This is a genomic window from Polaribacter glomeratus (genome assembly GCF_002954665.1).
Classification (GTDB): Bacteria; Bacteroidota; Bacteroidia; order Flavobacteriales; family Flavobacteriaceae; genus Polaribacter; species Polaribacter glomeratus.
Genome location: NZ_MSCM01000002.1, coordinates 795,705 through 814,595, shown reverse-complemented (window position 1 = coordinate 814,595; position 18,891 = coordinate 795,705). Strand labels below are relative to the sequence as shown.

At 30.0% G+C, this 18,891-nt stretch carries 13 protein-coding genes and 1 tRNA gene; 11 read left to right on the top strand and 3 right to left on the bottom strand.

Translation table 11 applies throughout. The features are described from left to right. Positions 1-119 precede the first annotated feature (119 nt). On the top strand, positions 120-2,192 hold the full coding sequence (locus BTO16_RS13645; RefSeq protein WP_317045818.1) for a prolyl oligopeptidase family serine peptidase: 2,073 nt from the start codon (positions 120-122) through the stop codon (positions 2,190-2,192). A gap of 87 nt (positions 2,193-2,279) precedes the next feature. Here BTO16_RS13645 and BTO16_RS13640 read toward each other — a convergent pair whose 3' ends face one another. Beyond that, a complete protein-coding gene (locus BTO16_RS13640) occupies positions 2,280-3,593 on the bottom strand; it encodes a sugar MFS transporter (protein WP_105022218.1) in 1,314 nt (437 codons plus the stop codon). Between the two features lie 573 nt (positions 3,594-4,166). Here BTO16_RS13640 and BTO16_RS13635 point away from each other — a divergent pair. The 6 genes from BTO16_RS13635 (at position 4,167) to BTO16_RS13610 (ending at position 10,240) form a co-directional block, all read left to right on the top strand. Then, a complete protein-coding gene (locus tag BTO16_RS13635; protein ID WP_105022217.1) occupies positions 4,167-5,417 on the top strand; it encodes a site-specific integrase in 1,251 nt (416 codons plus the stop codon). A gap of 64 nt (positions 5,418-5,481) precedes the next feature. Next, positions 5,482-6,870, top strand: a complete 1,389-nt coding sequence (locus BTO16_RS13630) for a hypothetical protein (protein ID WP_105022216.1) — start codon at positions 5,482-5,484, stop codon at positions 6,868-6,870. Between the two features lie 98 nt (positions 6,871-6,968). After that, on the top strand, positions 6,969-7,250 hold the full coding sequence (locus BTO16_RS13625; protein WP_105022215.1) for a helix-turn-helix domain-containing protein: 282 nt from the start codon (positions 6,969-6,971) through the stop codon (positions 7,248-7,250). Between the two features lie 7 nt (positions 7,251-7,257). Next, complete coding sequence (locus BTO16_RS13620) at positions 7,258-7,566, top strand: hypothetical protein (protein WP_105022214.1); 309 nt, start codon at positions 7,258-7,260, stop codon at positions 7,564-7,566. Positions 7,567-7,569: 3 nt separating this feature from the next. Beyond that, complete coding sequence (locus tag BTO16_RS13615) at positions 7,570-9,159, top strand: DNA primase family protein (protein WP_105022213.1); 1,590 nt, start codon at positions 7,570-7,572, stop codon at positions 9,157-9,159. After that, positions 9,146-10,240, top strand: coding sequence for a DUF6371 domain-containing protein (locus BTO16_RS13610; protein WP_146105410.1), 1,095 nt, complete (start codon positions 9,146-9,148; stop codon positions 10,238-10,240). Before BTO16_RS13615 ends, BTO16_RS13610 begins: the two co-directional genes overlap by 14 nt. Before the next feature lie 627 nt (positions 10,241-10,867). On the opposite strand, the gene BTO16_RS13605 is transcribed toward BTO16_RS13610, so the two are convergent. Then, positions 10,868-10,941: transfer RNA gene (locus tag BTO16_RS13605), tRNA-Ile, on the bottom strand. A 63-nt stretch (positions 10,942-11,004) separates the two neighbouring features. Further along, positions 11,005-11,976: a polyprenyl synthetase family protein gene (locus tag BTO16_RS13600; RefSeq protein WP_105022211.1), complete on the bottom strand. Its 972-nt coding sequence runs from the start codon at positions 11,974-11,976 to the stop codon at positions 11,005-11,007. Between the two features lie 127 nt (positions 11,977-12,103). On the opposite strand from BTO16_RS13600, the gene BTO16_RS13595 reads away from it, so the two are divergent. The 4 genes from BTO16_RS13595 to BTO16_RS13580 are packed head-to-tail and all read left to right on the top strand — an operon-like array spanning position 12,104 to position 18,824. Next, complete coding sequence (locus BTO16_RS13595; protein WP_105022210.1) at positions 12,104-12,709, top strand: TetR/AcrR family transcriptional regulator; 606 nt, start codon at positions 12,104-12,106, stop codon at positions 12,707-12,709. Next, a complete protein-coding gene (locus tag BTO16_RS13590) occupies positions 12,710-14,116 on the top strand; it encodes a TolC family protein (protein ID WP_105022209.1) in 1,407 nt (468 codons plus the stop codon). Between the two features lie 11 nt (positions 14,117-14,127). Then, positions 14,128-15,300: an efflux RND transporter periplasmic adaptor subunit gene (locus BTO16_RS13585; protein ID WP_105022208.1), complete on the top strand. Its 1,173-nt coding sequence runs from the start codon at positions 14,128-14,130 to the stop codon at positions 15,298-15,300. A gap of 8 nt (positions 15,301-15,308) precedes the next feature. Next, complete coding sequence (locus BTO16_RS13580; RefSeq protein WP_105022207.1) at positions 15,309-18,824, top strand: efflux RND transporter permease subunit; 3,516 nt, start codon at positions 15,309-15,311, stop codon at positions 18,822-18,824. Positions 18,825-18,891: the final 67 nt, after the last annotated feature.

Here is an 18,891-nt window from a genome sequence, read left to right as displayed (position 1 = left end):
TAATTAAATTTGAGAAACTTTTGAAACTTAAAATTAAGAGCCAAAAATTATTTTATTCTTCTTTTGGCGTGTCTAATTTTAGTTTATTGTAAAGAGAAAAAAATCAAATAAATAAAAGCGTGAAGTACCCAAAAACTAGAAAAAACCCAGTTATAGAAACTCTTTTCGGAACAACAGTTGTAGACAACTATAGATGGTTAGAAGATGATAAAAGTGCAGATACAGAAGCTTGGGTTAAAGCCGAGAATGAAGTTACTTTCGATTATTTAAGCAAAATTCCTTACCGAGAACAATTAAAAGATCGATTGTCAGAATTATGGAATTATGAAAAAGTAGGAATCCCATCTATTGAAGGCGATTACACTTATTTTTCTAAAAATAATGGATTGCAAAATCAATCGGTTGTCTACAGAAAAAAAGGTGACGCCGAAGCAGAAGTTTTTTTAGATCCAAATACTTTTTCTGAGGATGCAACTACGTCTTTAGGTTCTTTAAGTTTTTCTGAAGACGGAAAAACAGCTGCATATTCTATTTCTGAAGGCGGTTCTGATTGGAGAAAAATAATTATTATAGATTCAGAATCAAAAATAATTAAAGAAGATACTTTAGTAGATATTAAATTCTCGGGCGTTTCTTGGTACAAAAACGAAGGTTTTTACTACTCAAGTTACAACAAACCTAGAGGAAGCGAATTATCAGCAAAAACAGATCAGCATAAATTATATTATCACAAATTAGGAACCTCACAAAAAGAAGATGAAGTTATTTTTGGCGGAGTGCCATCAGAAAAACACCGATATGTTTTTGGTTCTTTAACCGAAGATTATAAGTATTTGGTAATTTCAGCACAAGTTTCTACTTCGGGAAACAAGTTATTTATCAAAGATTTATCAGAAAATAACAGTAAATTAATTACAATTTTAGGCGATGTAAAAACTGATACACATATTATTGATAACAGAGGAAGTAAATTGTATTTAGCTACAAATTTGAACGCTCCAAATCAAAAAGTGGTTACTGTAGATGCGGCAAATCCTACTCCAGAAAACTGGAAAGATTTTATTCCAGAAACAGAAAATGTGTTAAGTACGTCAACTGGAGCAGGATATTTTTTTGCAACCTATATGGTTGATGCGGTTTCAAAAGTATTGCAATACGATTTTGACGGAAACTTACTTAAGGAAGTAAAATTACCTGGTGTTGGTTCTGCCGGTGGTTTTAGCGGAAAAACAACTGCAAAAGAATTGTATTTTTCATTTACAAATTACAATACACCTGCATCTTCTTTTAAATTCAATCCAACAAACGGAACCTATACTTCGTATTGGAAACCCTCCATCGCTTTTAATGCTGATGCTTTTAAAAGTAAACAAGTTTTTTACACATCAAAAGACGGTACAAAAATACCCATGATAATTACGTATAAAAAAGGTTTGGAATTGAATGGGAAAAATCCTACTATTTTATACGGTTATGGCGGTTTTAATGTGAATTTAACGCCTGCTTTTAGTATAACAAACGCTGTTTGGATGGAACAAGGAGGCATTTATGCTGTGCCAAATTTGAGAGGCGGAGGAGAATATGGAAAAAAATGGCACGATGCAGGAACTCAATTAAAAAAACAAAATGTTTTTGATGATTTCATCGCTGCTGCAGAATATTTGATCGCAAAAAAATATACTTCATCAGAGTTTTTAGCAATAAGTGGTGGGTCAAATGGAGGTTTATTGGTAGGTGCAACAATGACGCAAAGACCCGATTTAGTAAAAGTTGCATTGCCAGCAGTTGGTGTTTTAGACATGTTGCGTTATCATACATTTACTGCTGGCGCAGGATGGGCTTATGATTATGGAACGGCAGAAGACAGCAAAGAAATGTTTGAATATTTAAAAGGATATTCGCCAGTGCACAATGTAAAAAAAGGTGTAAAACATCCTGCAACCTTAATAACCACTGGTGATCACGACGATAGAGTTGTGCCTGCCCATAGTTTTAAATTTGCGGCAGAATTGCAAGACAAACAAAGCGGAGAAAATGTTACGTTAATTAGAATAGAAACCAACGCGGGTCATGGTGCGGGAACTCCGGTTACAAAAACCATTGCCCAATACGCCGATATTTTTGGTTTTACGCTATTCAATATGGGTTTTGATCAATTACCACATCCGCCAAAGGCGAAAATAAAAGGTTAAAATTTTATTCTGATAAAATATAAAAAGCACTAAAAGAGATTGTTTAATGCTTTTTTATATAATTGAAATTTCGATTTAAAAATTAGATTAGACTTTTCTTAATCCTACTTTATGACCAAAGAAAGCGTAATACAGAATCGCTAAATAACAAGGTAATAGAATCCAATATCCAAAAGAAGCCGCTTCTGCTAATGCATTTGCCTCGTGTATTCCTGTTGAAATTAATTCTGCTTTTCTGTGATCTACCAAGGCGCCATATAAAGGCGGAATTATTGCACCTCCAGAAATAGCCATAATTAATAAAGCTGATCCTGTTTTTGTAAATTCTCCCAAACCCGTTAATGCCAAGGGCCAAATTGCAGGCCAAACTAAAGCATTTGCAATACCCAAAGCCGCAACAAAAAGTACAGATGTAAATCCGGTAGTAAAAACGATACAAAATGACAATAAAACACCTAAAACAGCACTTGCTTTTAATGCAAAAGACTGACTTATATATTTGGGAATTAAAAAAACACCTAAAGCATACGTAGCAACCATTGCCATTAAAGTAAATAAGGTAAAAAACTTAGCCTCTTCAACAGGAATGTTTAAAGAGATTCCGTAAGAAATAATGGTGTCTCCAGCCACAACTTCTACTCCTACATATAAAAACAATGCAAAAACACCTAACCATAAATGTGGAAATTGAAAAATACTCGTTTTTGCTTTTTCTCCGGATTCTGAAGCATTTATAGGTTGCGCTTCTACATTAGGCAAAGGTGCTTTTCTGATTAAAATACCCAATAAAAATAAGACAATTGCCATTACAATGTATGGTGTAATAACGCTGTCTGCCATTGTATTTAATAAATTTTCTTTTTCTATTGCATCTACAACATTTAATTTTTCTTTGATACCGTCAATTCCTGATAATAAAATTGCCCCAAATATTACAGAACCAAGAGCGCCCGCAACTTTATTGGCAATACCCATAATAGCAATTCGTTTTGCTGCACTTTCCATAGGTCCTAAAATGGTGATATACGGATTAGATGCTGTTTGTAATAAAGTCATTCCCGCTCCCTGAATAAAGATTGCAACTAAAAAAACCCAATATGTTCTTGCTTCTGCCGCAGGTATAAATAATAGAGCACCAATTGCCATAATTATTAAGCCTAAAGACATCCCTTTTTTGTAACCTATTTTATTGATAATATAAGAAGCCGGCAAAGCCATTACAACAAAAGAAATATATGAAGCAGATGCCACTAAATACGATTGTGCATCTGTTAGTTCGTTAATGGTTTTCATAAACGGAATTAACGCTCCATTTATCCAAGTTACAAATCCGAAAATAAAGAATAAACCTGCAATAATAAGGATAGGAACTAACGTACTTTTTTGTTGATTTTGTGTCATATATAATTTATTGACTTGTTGGTTACACCATTTTATAATTTGATTATATGTACAAATGAATATATTATGTTCATAAAAATAAATATTAAAAATATATTTATAATGATGAAATTCAATGTTTTGACCTAATCAAAAATCATTTGCAATGAACAAATTATAAAAGATTTTTCTAAGTTTTAATAAAATTATAAAAAGTGTTTGTTTTACTTTGAGAAAGTTTGGTTCATTACTATTCATTTATAAAAAAACAACCGCAAAAATGGTAATCTTACATTTTAACAAAAGATTAATTTACACTTTATTTAACAACTAAAAAGAAAAAACCCTTATAAATCATTGATTTACAAGGGTTTATAAATTTAAATGTGGTCCCACCTGAACCACTTACAAACAAAATTACACTATATTAAAAACACTTAATTACATTGACAAACCCCTTTAAACACAAACAATAGCAAGCATTAACAAAGATATTGATATTTATTTAGTTTGCAATAGTTTGAAACAATTTTCATTTTACCGTACAATTATAATACAATTTTATTATTTTTGTATTGTTAAAATAATATAAGTATGGCATCAGTTAATTTTTTATACCGTTCAACAAAAGAAAAGTCAAATCTAATATTGCGTTTATTGTATCGCTACAATAGTACTGATTATGTTTTCGGAGCAAAGACAAAGTTTGAAATTGAAAAAATCTACTGGAGCAAACAGCATAAAAAAAAATCAAAAGATATTGACATCACTAATAAACAAACCGAAGTAAATACAGAACTCAACAAAATAGAAAACCACGTTTTAAAAGCTTTTAATTCTGTAAGTATAGAAACCATAAACAAAGAATGGTTACAAACTCAAATTGACTATTATTATAACCCACCTAAACAAGAACAAACACTATCTACTGAATTACTAAAATACTTTGTTTACTATATTGCTTGCAAGAAAACCAAAACTACAATTGGCACTCAAAAAAAATACAACTCTACTATGCGTTTATTAGAGCGTTATCAAAAAGAGAAAAAAGTAATTATTCAAATTATAGATATTAACGAGAAATTTAAAAATGAATTTGAAAACTATTGCATAAAAAACAACTATGCACAAAACACAATTTCTAAATTCTTTAAAACGATTAAAGGCGTTTGTAATCATTCAGATTATAATGGTATTGAAACAAGCCACCAACTAAAAGGCTTTAAAATAGAGCAACATAATGTTGAAAAAATATATTTAACCCTTGAAGACTTAACAAAAATAGAGAATATCAGTAAAGAAAAATTAACTGATAGTTTAGACAATGCTAAAGACTGGTTAATTATAAGTTGCCATACAGGGCAAAGGGTTTCAGATTTTATGCGTTTTACTGATGAGCAAATAAGAATTGAAAACGGTAAACATTTAATTGAATTTACTCAAAAGAAAACAGGCAAAAATATGACAGTTCCATTACACCCAAAGGTTTTAGAAATACTCAATAAAAGAAATGGAAAATTTCCCTATTCAATTTCAGACCAAAAGTATAATGACTTTATAAAGGTGGTTTGTGAACTGGCAGAAATTAACCAACTAACAAAAGGTAGTAAATTAATTGAAACCGAACCTGAAAGCAAAATATTTCGTAAAAAAACAGGAATGTATAAAAAACATGATTTGGTTACCTCGCATATTGGTAGACGTAGTTTTGCAACTAATTTTTATGGTAAAATACCAACAACATATTTAATTTATGTTACAGGACATAGCACCGAAACAATGTTTTTAAATTACATAGGCAAAAGCAATAAAGATTTGGCACTTGAAATAACAAACTATTTTTAACCTAAAAAATAAAGTTGTTTTTTGATGTGCATTTCGTACATTTCTTACATAAAATAAAATTGGAATGAAAAAAAATATTGTTTTAAAGCTTAATGATGAGGTTCTTTTATTTACAAAAAACATAAAATGGGATATTTCAGAAAACAAGAAATACAATTATTTAATTGTAGCATCAAAACCATTTTTTATAATTGATAAACTAAAAACTTACTTAGTAGAATACGAACCAACAGATTTTGCGAAAAAACAATTAAAAATATTATTAGAAAATTGTAATACTTTTTTAAATTTAAACAAAGATTACAATGCTATTAAAACAGATAAAACAAGTTCTATTGTTCATTATATTGATGAAGCTAACGATAAAGAATTTAAAGGGAATGTAAATAACAAAAAGCTTGTTTGGTTTACTGGTAAAACTTTATTAGAATTAAATGAAGATGAGTTTGTAAGAACATACAGAAATAAAAATATGTTTATTTATTCTCATAATTATTTTACACTTTCAATAAATGAAGTTAAAAAACTCGCATCATTAATTTTGGAATTTATCAATATAGAACCACAACAAAAAGAAATTGACAAACCAAAAGGAGCGATTCAAAACTTATTTAATTTTATCGACTTCTTACATACTAATATTGATAACTTCAATAAATACAATGACATTAAAAACGAACTAAATTTACTTAATTCTGAACGTGATAATTTAGAGCCTGAAAATAGTTTTAATGACAAATTACGATTTGATGAGATTCAAAAAGAAGTAGAGCAAAAATTTAATATTATTCATAAAAACATTATTCAGTTAATAGAAGACAAAGCAACTGAAAACAGAATTTTTGAATTTAATAGAACTCAAATTTTAGAACTAAAACAAAATTCTAACAGTAAAGATTTAGAAATACTTTTAAATTTAAGAGATAAATATTTTGCTTTCTTAGAAAAAACAAATAGTGAGTATTTTCCAAAATTTTTATTTTCAAACCTTAATAGGTTGTTAAAAGAGTTATTCGATTTTTTTGATAAAAGTTATAAAAATGAATTTAAAATGTTCGAAAGTTCAACTATTGTTAGACATTTTAGAAACAAAGATTTTACAAAAATTGAAGACATAGAACCTCAACAAAAAGAAATTAAGATACCTGATGAGGTTAAAAAAGGATTACACACCAATATTTTTAATGATAACGCCTTTGATATTTGGCAAAGTATGTTTGATGAATTTGAAATAAAAGAAAGTAGTTACTCTACTAATTTAGATTTTATGTTTAACGTGATGCAAAATCAAGAAAATAAATTTCTAATTCATAAAGCTATTAGTAAAATAAGAATGGTAGAATGGATAGATGAAGTTTATCAAATAACATTTACTAAAATAAGGTATACAAATCACAAAGCAAATTCAAATAAAAATAGATTAATTATTTTCAATCAAATAACCTCTAAATAAAACAAAGGTACAAAGTGTGCCTAAAAAGGCGCAAAACATAGTCTTTAGAGGTACAAAACCAATACAATATTTGTCATTCAATATTAAATATATTAAATATGACAAATAGTATTTTACTACAAAATGTAAGTCTTGAAGACTTAACAAAATTATTCAAAGAGATTGTAAAAAGTCAATTTGAAAAATCTAAAGAAATTTCTCAAACTCACAATCCTGATGAGTTACTAACGAGAGAGGAAACTTGTAAATTTCTACAAATCGATAGCAGTACGCTATGGCATTGGACTAACAAAGGCAAAGTTTTAGCCTATGGAATTGGAAACCGCAGATACTACAAAAAAGCGGAATTATTAGAGAGTTTAAAACCATTAAAAAAATAACAAGGTTATGAGTAGTAGAAATACACAAAACCTTGTTAGTAAGAGTTATAAGCAAGGTAAAGATACAAAAAAATGTTATAAAAAAGAACTACATAAACTTCTTTATAAAAAACCTATGAGCCGTAGAATGGTTGCTACTGAATTAGGCTTTACAGACCAAACCTATATTGTTACTCAATATATTTTTGACTGGATAAAAGAGGGCAAAGCCTATGTAATTGGTGTAATAAAATGTAGTCGTTCAGGTCGTTTTGTTCAGGCAATAACTACAAACCCTGATTTGTTCCCACAGTCGAACCAATTAAAAATGTTTTAGGTTATGGAGTTAATAAAAAACAACTTAGATACTATCATTAAGAATGAAGTACTAAAGCTTTCAGAAAACTTTGAGCATTCAGAAAAAACAACTGATGACATTTTACAGGAACTTTCAAAAAGCATCAATAAAATTGACTTTCAAATATTGGCGTTTCCTGATATTGAAAACGTAAAAAAACAAATTGAAGACTTAAAAAAGTTTGTTTATAATGAAGACGGCACTTATAACAAAGACAATAAAGCAGAATTTGAGAAATATAGAAAGTTAGATAAAGAGCTTAATAGTTATAAGCTTTCTAAAAATCATTTTTTAGTACTTTGTATTGAGCAACTTTTAAAAATAGCCAAAGCAAACAACTGGGGTTTATGCAAAAAGAACGGTTTTATTTATTTGTATAATGGCAGTTACTGGAGCGAAATAAACAAAGAGAGTTTTCAATCTTTTTTAGGTAACGTTTCTTTAAAAATGGGTGTAGAAAAATTTAAATGCAAAATACATACTTTTAAAGATGAACTATTTAAACAATTTATGGCAGATGCTTATTTGCCAACGCCAAAGACTAACAAAAAGAATGTATTAATCAATTTAGAAAATGGTACGTTTGAAATAACACCAACTAAAAGAGAGTTAAGAGGGTTTAACAGAAACGATTTTTTAACGCATCAGTTACCATTTGAGTACGAACCCGAAGCCAAAGCACCACTATTTAAAAAGTACTTAGATGAGGTTTTGCCTGATGTAGATAAGCAAAGAATATTTGCAGAATATTGTGGATACATTTTTATAAAGCCAAGTGTTTTGAAACTTGAAAAGATGCTTATTTTATACGGAACTGGAGCGAATGGAAAATCTGTTTTCTTTGAGATAATTAACGCCCTTTTAGGTAGTCAAAATATTAGTAACTACTCTTTACAAAGTTTAACGAATGATAACGGCTATTTTAGGGCAAAAATTGCGAATAAGTTAGTCAATTACGCATCAGAAATAAATGGTAAACTTGAAACCGATATTTTTAAACAAATGGCATCAGGCGAACCGCTCGAAGCTCGTTTACCTTATGGCGAACCTTTTATTTTAAATGAGTATGCAAAACTTATTTTTAACTGTAATGATTTGCCAAAAGACGTAGAGCATACCAACGCATTTTTTAGACGTTTTTTAATTATTGGTTTTGATGTAACCATACCCGAAGACAAACAAGATAAGGAACTCGCAAACAAGATAATAAACAGCGAATTATCAGGCGTTTTTAATTGGATTTTATCAGGACTTGAAAGGGTTTTAAAACAAAAGAAATTTAGTAAATGTTTGGCAGTCGATAACGCTCGAAGCGATTACGAAAAACAAAGCGATAGTGTAAAAATGTTTATTGATGAGTTTGAATATGAAACCTCGACTGATTATACAACAATTAGCGAACTTTATAGACAGTATAAAGATTTTTGTATTGAAGACGGTTTTTACAAAGTAAACAAATCTAATTTTATGAAACGTTTACGACATTTTAAAATAATTGTTGAACGCAAAAGTATTGGAAATGTAGCTTATGTTTCTACTAACAAAAATCATTTATCAAATGGAAACTTTTAAATATTCATTAGATAAAAGTAGTAAAAAGAACCTTTGCCCTAACTGTAATAAAAATACGTTTGTTTATTACGTTAATACAGAAACGGGCAACAATTTAACTACTGATTTTGGCAGATGTGATAGGGAGCAAAACTGTAATTATCACAAAGCACCACCAAAAGGCAAAAGAGGGTATTTAATACCCTTTTTAGCCTTACAGGACATAAGTATTAAAGCTTTTAAATTAGTTGATGTAAATGGCGTTATTTCTATAATACCAAAATCGCAAATACTGGAGCAAAACAAAGAAAATTGTTTTATTTCTGAATGGTATTTAAAAACCTCAACTATCAATTATCTAAATAATGAAAGTAAGTATTTTAATACTGATTTAACACCCTTTATAAATGAAGTAAGAGCCTTAAAACAACCTAAACAAGTTGAACCAAGTTATCACAGTTTACAGCTTCAAAATAAATTAATTAATCAATACAATAATCAAAAGAATGATGACAATTTAACCGCCTTTTTACTAAACAACTTTACATTTGATGAAGTTCAAAAAGCAAGTCAAGATTATTATTTAACAGGTGCAAATCTATGTTGGAATGATGCAACGATATTTTGGCAAATAGATACAAGCGAACAAATAAGAAGTGCAAAAATAATGCTATACAATAAGTATACAGGCAAAAGAATAAAAGAACCTTATAATCATATTAATTGGCTACATAAAGCCATTAAAGAGCCTAATTTTAATCTTTATCAATGTTTGTTTGGTTTACATTTAATTAATGAAGATTATCAAAAAAATATTGCAATTGTAGAGAGCGAAAAAACCGCTATAATTATGAGTATTTTTTTACCTGAATTTATTTGGCTTGCTACTGGTAGTAAAAGCAATTTTAAATTTGAACTGTTAGAACCCTTAAAAAAAAGAAAGTGTTTTGCGTTTCCTGATAAAGGCGAATTTAACAACTGGAGCAACAAGGCAAAAGAATTAAAAACAAAAGGCTTTAAAATTGAGGTAAGCAATCTACTGGAGCAAACAAGTTTTAAAAATGGTTTTGATTTAGCAGATTATTATTTTAATAGAAATTAACTATTAATTTTTCAATAGTTGATTTGTATTGATGTTTTTAATAGTTAGATTCTATTTGAATAATCAATTTTTTTCAAGTTAAAATAAAGTTCGTTAGTATCTGACGCGCGCGTATTGTTTAATTAAACTTTTACTAAATACTTAAAAAGATTATTAATGATTTTATTTGAATTTTAGGAAACCATAAAATAAAATATATTCAACTATCTGTTCGCGTGTGTAAATAAAGTACTTAGAATTAGTAAGATTTTAAAAACTTCGGGGTTATCTGTTCGCGTGCGCGTATTGTTTTGATTTTATAAATTTATTTCAGATTATGGAAACCCGTAAAGATTATTAAAAAATAGGTTATAGATTTGTTTTTTATTCTTATTCATACAGAATAATTTATTTGAACTAAAACCACTTTTAACGAGGTGGTTTTTTCTTTTTATCTTGATTAATTAATGTTTTTCAGGTTTAGGAATGTAAGAAGTGTACGAAATGAACGCTATAAAAGAACTTTATTTTTACATTTATTTTTATAGAATATAAGACTAAAAGCAATTTACAATACATAAATCGTACAAGTATTAAAACCAAAAAACCTCAACTTACTGATTAACAGATTGTTGAGGTTTATTTCTGTGGTCCCACCTGGACTCGAACCAGGGACCACCTGATTATGAGTCAGGTGCTCTAACCAACTGAGCTATAGGACCAATTTATTAGGCTGCAAATGTACTATTATTTTTAAATTATTTGCAAATAAAATTAAAGAATAATTATACCGTTCTATTCATTAACCATAAACCAAACGTTTTTAAATTTTCTTTATTAGCATCCGTAATATCCATACTTGTTAGGGTGTTAAATGCTTTCTCTGTATAGTTTTCTATTTCGTTTTTCATTAAAACAGGAATATCATTCAAATCAAAGATTCTAGTTACTTCTGCTATTTTAACGGAGTTATCGTCTAATTTTCGTTTGTAAAAATGCTGTAACTTATTTCTATCAGCCTCGCTAGAAACCTCTAAGCACTTTAAATATAAAAAAGTTTTTTTATTAACTATGATATCGCCTCCTACTTGTTTCCCAAATGTTTCTGGGTCTCCAAAGGTGTCTAAATAATCATCTTGTAATTGAAAAGCCAAACCTAAATTTAATCCAAAATCATAAATTAAATCAGCATTTTGTTCATTTGTTTCTGCTACAATTGCACCCATTTTTAAAGCAGCTGCCACTAAAACGGATGTTTTTAAACGAATCATATTTATATATTCGTCAATAGTTACATCGTCTCTAGTTTCAAAATCTACGTCTAATTGTTGACCATCACAAACTTCTAAAGCTGTTTTACTAAATAACTTTGCCAATTTATGGAAAACTACAGGCTCGTAATTTTCAAAATATTGATACGCTAAAATTAACATTGCGTCTCCAGAGAGTATACCTGTATTAATATTCCACTTTTCATGAACGGTAACTTTACCTCTTCTTAACGGCGCCTCGTCCATAATATCGTCGTGTATTAGCGTAAAATTATGAAAAACTTCTACTGCTAAAGCTGCTGGCATTGCTTTTTTATAATCCGAAGAAAAAATATCCGCAGCCATTAATGTTAATACAGGACGTATTCTTTTACCTCCTAATTGTAAAATATAATCTATGGGTTCGTATAAGTTTTTAGGCTCATGTACCCAGTTTTTAGATTTTAAATACTGCAAGAATTCTTGTTGATAGTGTAAAATGTTCAAACCTTTAATTTTTTGTAAAAATAATGTAAAGAAATTCTTCTTTTTAATCTTAATGTTAAAAAAACATTAAAACTTTGGAAACTTTTTTTGTTTCTAAAGTTTCCGTTTGTATATTTGCACTCGAATTATGAAAGATAAAATTTTAGAGAAATCGAACGAACTCTTTTTAAACCTAGGTTTTAAGAGTGTTACTATGGATGAAATTGCTAGTGCTTTGGGGGTTTCTAAAAAAACACTGTACAAGTATTTTAACAATAAAACAGCCTTAGTTAGTGCTGTTACAGACTACATGTTTGATACTATTTGTTGCAGTATTGATGCAATTTGTAAAGAAAAAATGAATCCCATAGACGAAATGTTTCACATTAAACGCGTGGTTATGGAGCATTTAAAAGATGAAAAGTCGTCACCATTGTATCAACTTCAAAAATATTATCCACGAATTTATGCTTCTTTAAAGCAAAAACAGTTTCATGTAATGCAAGAAATGATTCAAGACAATTTAAAAAGAGGTGTAGAATCTGGTTTATTTAGAAATACAATTGACATCGATTTTATTAGCAGAATTTATTTTAGCGGAATGTTAGGCATTAAAGACCAACAACTTTTTCCGTTAACAAAATATTCTATGAATACCTTAATAAGCATTTATTTAGAGTATCACTTACGAGGAATATCAACAGAAAAAGGTTTGCAACAATTAGAACAACAATTAAAAAATAATCAAATATAAATGAAGAAGTACATATACCTAATTTCTTTTTTTGCTTTTACTATATCATTAAAAGCACAAGAAAAAACGATGGAACTCTCTCTAAAACAGGCAATAAATTTTGCATTAGAGAATAGTTACAATACAAAAGCCGCTAGAAATGACATAAGATCTGCAAACGAAAAAGTTTGGGAAACAACGGCTATTGGTTTGCCCCAAGTTAACGGAAGAGTAGATTATCAAAATTTTTTAAAGCAACCTGTTTCTTTATTACCAGCAGCCGCTTTTGATAACAGAGAATCGGTTGTTCAAACAGTAGAAGATTTTTTTGACATCACTAGAGAAAGTAGCCCAAATGCACCAGACGGATTTATTCCTGTAGTTTTTGGTACAAAGCAAAACATAAATGCTTCTGTAACCCTAACGCAATTATTGTTTGATGGTTCTTATTTAGTGGGTTTACAAGCTTCTAAAACATTTTTAAAAATATCTAAACAAGCAGAAGAAAAAACAGAGCTACTAACTAGAGAAGCAGTAATAAATGCATACGGAAACGTTTTGGTAACAGAAAGTAGCATTGCAATTTTAGAAAGTAATATTACCATTCTTCAAAAAAATTATAACGATGCTAAAAAAATCTATGAAAATGGATTGAATGAAGAGGAAGATGTTGAGCAACTAGAAATTACGTTAGGAAATTTAAAAAACCAATTGAGTAGTGTGGTAAGAATGAAAGAAATCGCATATCAAATGCTTAATTTATCGCTTGGTAATCCTATAAACACAAGTTTAATTTTAACCGATACTCTAAATTCATTAGTAATAAGCAATATGGCGCTAAGTTTAGTTTCAGAAGATTTTAACGTGAACAATCATATCGATTTTAAAATTTCTGAAAACGATAGAGAAACAAAACGTTTAATGATGAAACTAGAACAAAGCAAAGCTTTACCAAGTTTAAATGCTTTTGTTAATTATGGAAGTCAAGGTTTTTCTGATTCTTTTACATTCTTCAATAGCGGCCAACAATGGTTTGATTCTTCTCTTTTGGGTGTAAGTTTAAATGTGCCTATTTTTAGTAGTTTTAGTAGAAAGTCTAAAACCGCTCAAGCTAAAATAGCTTTAGAAAATGCAGATTTACGTTTAACGGAAACTAAAGAGCGCTTAAGTTTATTAGCAGAAAAAGCAAAAAGCGATTATCAATTAAGTATTGAAAATTACACTACCGCTCAAAAAAATCTTGGTTTATCAGAAAGAATAGAGAAAAAACAACGCATCAAATTTTTTGAGGGAATTTCTTCAAGTTTCGATTTATTACTAGCACAAAACCAATTATACACACAACAACAGAATTACATACAATCTATGTTAGCTGTAATTTCTAAAAAAGCAGCATTAGAAAACGCCCTAAACTTACCAATTAAATAATTACACGTATTATGAAAAACATATATATATTAGTAGTAACAGCCCTTATTTTAAACGCTTGCGGAAACAAAAAAGAAGTTTCCATAGATCAAATTTTGGCTACAGATGATGTAACTCAAATAAACTCTAAAAAACTAGAAATTGACACAAAACTGCAAACTTTAGCTGATGATTTAAAAAAATTAAATGATAAGTTAGATGCTTTAAACAAAGATAAAAATACGCCATTAATTACAACGTTAACTATTAAAGAAGCTGTTTTTACACACTTTATAGAATTACAAGGAAATGTACAAACAAAACAAAATATTTTAGTGTACCCAGAAATGCCGGGTATTTTAAAAAGTGTTTTTGTTAAAGAGGGCGATAAAGTAAGTAAAGGTCAAATTTTAGCAACTATTGATGATGGCGGAATGTCTCAACAATTAGCACAATTAGAAGCAAATGCTCAGTTAGCAAAAACTACATACGAACGTCAAAAAAGATTATGGGAACAAAAAATTGGATCTGAAATTCAGTTTTTACAAACAAAAACAGCTTTTGAAGCGCAAACAAGTACTGTAAATCAATTAAAAAGTCAGTTATCAAAATCTACAATTAGAGCGCCTTTTGCCGGAATTATAGACGCCGTTTTTAAAGAAAGAGGAACTGTTGTTGCACCAGGACAGGGAGCAGAAGTTTTTAGAATTGTAAATCTTTCTAATATGTATATAGAAACAGAGGTTCCAGAAACATACCTTGGCAGCATTACAGAAGGCAAATTTGTAGAAGTGAGTTTCCCTGTTCTTGGCGAAACTTTAAACTCTAAAATAAGACAAGTTGGTAATTACATCAACCCAAGTAATAGATCTTTTAAAATAGAAATTGATGTACCTAATTTAAAAGGAACCATCAAACCAAACTTAACAGCAAAATTAAAATTGAACGATTATACAAATGAAAAAGCCATTTTAATTCTGCAAAGTATCATCTCAGAAAATTCTAAAGGCGAACAATTTATTTATGTCGTAAAAAATAAAAAAGAGAATAACGAAGGAATTGCTGAGCGATTAATTATAGAAACAGGCAAAACCCAAGGTGATTTTATTGAGGTGGTAAAAAATCTTACCGCAGATACAGAAGTTATTATAGAAGGCGCTAGAAGTGTGAATAACGGACAAGTTGTAAAAGTGATTAATAAATAGAAGAAAAGATGTCTAAAAAAACCAAAAAAATAGAGAAAGAATTTAAACTTTCTTCTTGGGCAATACACAATAAAACGACTATTTACGTTTTAATGTTTTTGATCCTTTATCTAGGAGTTGCGGCATATTTTTCGATGCCTAGAGAAAATTTCCCTGAGATAAACGAAACTAAAATTTATGTAAGTTCTGTATATCCTGGAAATACTGCAGAAGACATAGAGAAACTAATTACAAACCCTTTAGAAGACAAATTAAAGTCGGTAAGTAACGTTATAAAAATAACCTCAACTTCTCAAGAAGATTACTCGATTATTACCGTAGAATTTGATGAGAAAATTGACCCAAATAAAGCAAAACAGAAAGTAAAAGACGAAATAGATCAAGAAACAGCAGGCGAAGATTGGCCAACTTTTAATGGCGCAAAGGTAACTCCAAATGTTTTTGAGTTAAGCATGTCTGAAGAAATACCGATTCTAAATATTAATATTTCTGGAAACTACCCTGTTGCTAAATTAAAAGAATACGGAGAGCATTTACAAGACGAAATTGAAGATTTAAAAGAAATTAAAAAAGTAGCTATTCGTGGTGCGCAAGACAAAGAAGTAGAAGTTGCCGTAGATATTTACAAAATGATGGCTTCTAAAGTTAGTTTTGATGATATTACAAATGCTATCAATCGTGGTAACGTAACCATGTCTGCAGGTAATTTTATTACAAGCAAACAAAGAAGAACTATTAGAATTATTGGTGAAATTGACAATCCGTCAGATTTAGGAGATTTTGTAATCAAATCAGAAAACGACAATCCTATTTACTTAAAAGATGTTGCAGAAATAAACTTTAAAGACAAAGACAAAACCACATACGCAAGAGAAAACGGTGCACCTGTTGTAATGTTAGATGTTAAAAAAAGGTCTGGAGAAAATATGGTTACTGCCGCAGATAAAATTGGAGTAATTGTAAAAAATGCAAAAGAAATTACTTTTCCGTCAGACTTAGAAGTTACAATAACGAACGATCAATCTCCAAAAACGATTGGTCAAGTGGATGATTTGGTAAACAATATTATTTTTGGTGTTATTTTAGTGGTGATTGTTTTAATGTTTTTCCTCGGATTTAAAAATGCCATTTTTGTGGGTTTTGCAATTCCGATGTCTATGTTTATGTCTTTAATGATATTAGGCGCAATGGGTTACACATTAAACACTATGGTTCTTTTTGGGTTAATTATGGGACTGGGAATGCTAGTAGATAACGGAATTGTAGTTGTTGAAAACGTTTACCGTTTAATGGATGAAGAAGGAATGAGCAGAAAAGAAGCTGCTAAAAAAGGAATTAGCGAAATTGCTTTTCCGATTATTATTTCTACAGCTACCACAGTTGCTGCCTTTATTCCCTTAGGACTTTGGCCAGGAATTATGGGGCAATTTATGGTTATTTTACCTATTACATTATCAATTGTTTTAGGTTCGTCTTTATTCGTAGCAATTTTCTTCAACTCGGTATTGGTTTCTCAATTTATGAGCACAGAAGATAAAGACATGCCTGTAAAAAGCATCATCCGTTTAACAAGTATTATGGGTGTTGTTGGTTTGCTTATTTTCTTTTTTGGTGGCGCTTATAATGCCTTAGGTACTTTAATTATTTTTACCGCAATTATGTTGTGGGTATATCGATTAGTTTTAAGAAAAGCTGCAAATTATTTTCAAGAAAACACCTTAGTTTCTTTAGAAAACTGGTACGCAAAACAGTTAAAAACATCTTTAACTGGTTGGAGACCCTATATTTTGGTTACAGTAACTTTTGCACTACTTATAGCTGCATTTATGGCATTTGGTTGGTCTTTGAAAGAACAAAGAACAAAAGTTGAGTTTTTTCCAGACAACAAACCAAATCAGATTATTGTGTATATCGAATACCCTGAAGGAACCGATATCGAAAAAACGAATCAAATTACATCCGAAATTGAACAAAAAGTATATAAAGTTCTAAATCAGGATATGTATACCGACGGCGATTATAATTACATGGTAGAAAGTACGGTTTCTCAAGTTGGTGAAGGTGCAGGAAACCCGCAAACGGATGGAGGTTCATCCGCAGAAATGCCACACAAAGGAAAAATCACGGCTTCTATGCGTGAGTATAAATTTAGAAAAGGAGAAGACAGTGAAATTTTACGTCAAAAAGTGCAAGCCGCTTTAGTTGGTATTTATCCAGGAGTTTTAATTTCTGTAGAAAAAGATGCAGCAGGTCCGCCGGCAGGATCGCCAATTAATATAGAACTAAACGGCGAAGATTATGAGGAATTAATTTTTACTGCAGAAAGAATGCGCGATTATTTAAATACGCAAAGTATTTCTGGTATTGATGAGTTAAAAATAGATGTAAACAAATCGAAACCAGGAATGCAGGTTTTAGTCGATCGTAAAAAAGCAGGAGAATTAGGCGTTAGCACAGGGCAAGTTGGGCAACAATTAAGAGCTTCTATTTTTGGAAATAAAGCCGGAATTTATAAAAAAGACGGTGAAGATTATGATATTTATGTTCGTTTTAATAAAGAAGATCGCTACAACAAAAGCGCTGTTTTTAATCAAAAAATAACATTTAGAGATCAGGCTTCTGGTAAAATTAAAGAAATACCGGTTTCTGCTGTAGCTACTCAAAAAAATAGCTCTGGTTTTAGTGCCATTAAACATAAAAATGTAAAAAGAGTTGTAACTGTATATTCTGCACTTTCGCCAGGAGAGACGGATGCAGGCGCTGTAGTTGCTAGAGTTCAAAATTCAATGAAGAACTTTAAAAATTTACCTAAAACTGTTAAAATTGATTATACAGGGCAAATTGAAGAGCAAAACAAGCAAATGGCATTTTTAGTGGGTGCTTTTTTTACAGGTCTAATGTTAATATTCTTTATTCTAATTTTCCAATTTAACTCGGTTTCTAAACCTGGAATTATTATGTTAGCAATCTTTTTAAGTTTTATAGGTGTTTTTGGAGGATTGGTAATCTCTGGCGCTCCGTTTGTTATTATGATGACGATGGTTGGTATTATATCTCTTGCCGGTATTGTTGTAAACAATGGAGTTGTTTTATTGGATTATGCCGAGTTATTAATTAACAGAAGAAAACAACAAGATGGTGTTTCTGAAGAAGAGTATTTGCCGTTAGATGTGTTATTTGATACCATTGTACAAGCTGGTAAAGCGCGTTTAAGACCCGTTTTATTAACTGCAATAACTACTATTTTAGGGTTAATTCCGTTAGCAATTGGTTTAAACATTAACTTCTTTACGTTGTTTAGTGAGTTTGATGCCAATATTTATATGGGTGGAGATAATGTTATTTTCTGGGGACCTTTGGCAAAAACCGTTATTTATGGTTTGTTTGTTGCCACCTTCTTAACATTAATTGTAGTACCAATTTTATTCTTTTTAGTTACTAAGTTTAAAATGAGAATTAAAGGACAATTAAAAGCAGATAGTCAAACCGCCAAAATGGAAAGTCAGATTCAAGAAATAGGATAAAAAACTATAATTTATATAAAGAGGGTGAAGTCGTGATGATTTCATCCTCTTTTTGTATTTTCGAAAT

Bases quoted from the DNA above. Each gene is read 5' to 3' on its own strand.
- BTO16_RS13580 (WP_105022207.1), top strand. From the start codon at position 15,309: ATGTCTAAAAAAACCAAAAAAATAGAGAAAGAATTTAAACTTTCTTCT.
- BTO16_RS13585 (WP_105022208.1), top strand. From the start codon at position 14,128: ATGAAAAACATATATATATTAGTAGTAACAGCCCTTATTTTAAACGCT.
- BTO16_RS13625 (WP_105022215.1), top strand. From the start codon at position 6,969: ATGACAAATAGTATTTTACTACAAAATGTAAGTCTTGAAGACTTAACA.
- BTO16_RS13620 (WP_105022214.1), top strand. From the start codon at position 7,258: ATGAGTAGTAGAAATACACAAAACCTTGTTAGTAAGAGTTATAAGCAA.
- BTO16_RS13590 (WP_105022209.1), top strand. From the start codon at position 12,710: ATGAAGAAGTACATATACCTAATTTCTTTTTTTGCTTTTACTATATCA.
- BTO16_RS13595 (WP_105022210.1), top strand. From the start codon at position 12,104: ATGAAAGATAAAATTTTAGAGAAATCGAACGAACTCTTTTTAAACCTA.
- BTO16_RS13610 (WP_146105410.1), top strand. From the start codon at position 9,146: ATGGAAACTTTTAAATATTCATTAGATAAAAGTAGTAAAAAGAACCTT.
- BTO16_RS13640 (WP_105022218.1), bottom strand. From the start codon at position 3,593: ATGACACAAAATCAACAAAAAAGTACGTTAGTTCCTATCCTTATTATT.
- BTO16_RS13635 (WP_105022217.1), top strand. From the start codon at position 4,167: ATGGCATCAGTTAATTTTTTATACCGTTCAACAAAAGAAAAGTCAAAT.
- BTO16_RS13630 (WP_105022216.1), top strand. From the start codon at position 5,482: ATGAAAAAAAATATTGTTTTAAAGCTTAATGATGAGGTTCTTTTATTT.
- BTO16_RS13615 (WP_105022213.1), top strand. From the start codon at position 7,570: ATGGAGTTAATAAAAAACAACTTAGATACTATCATTAAGAATGAAGTA.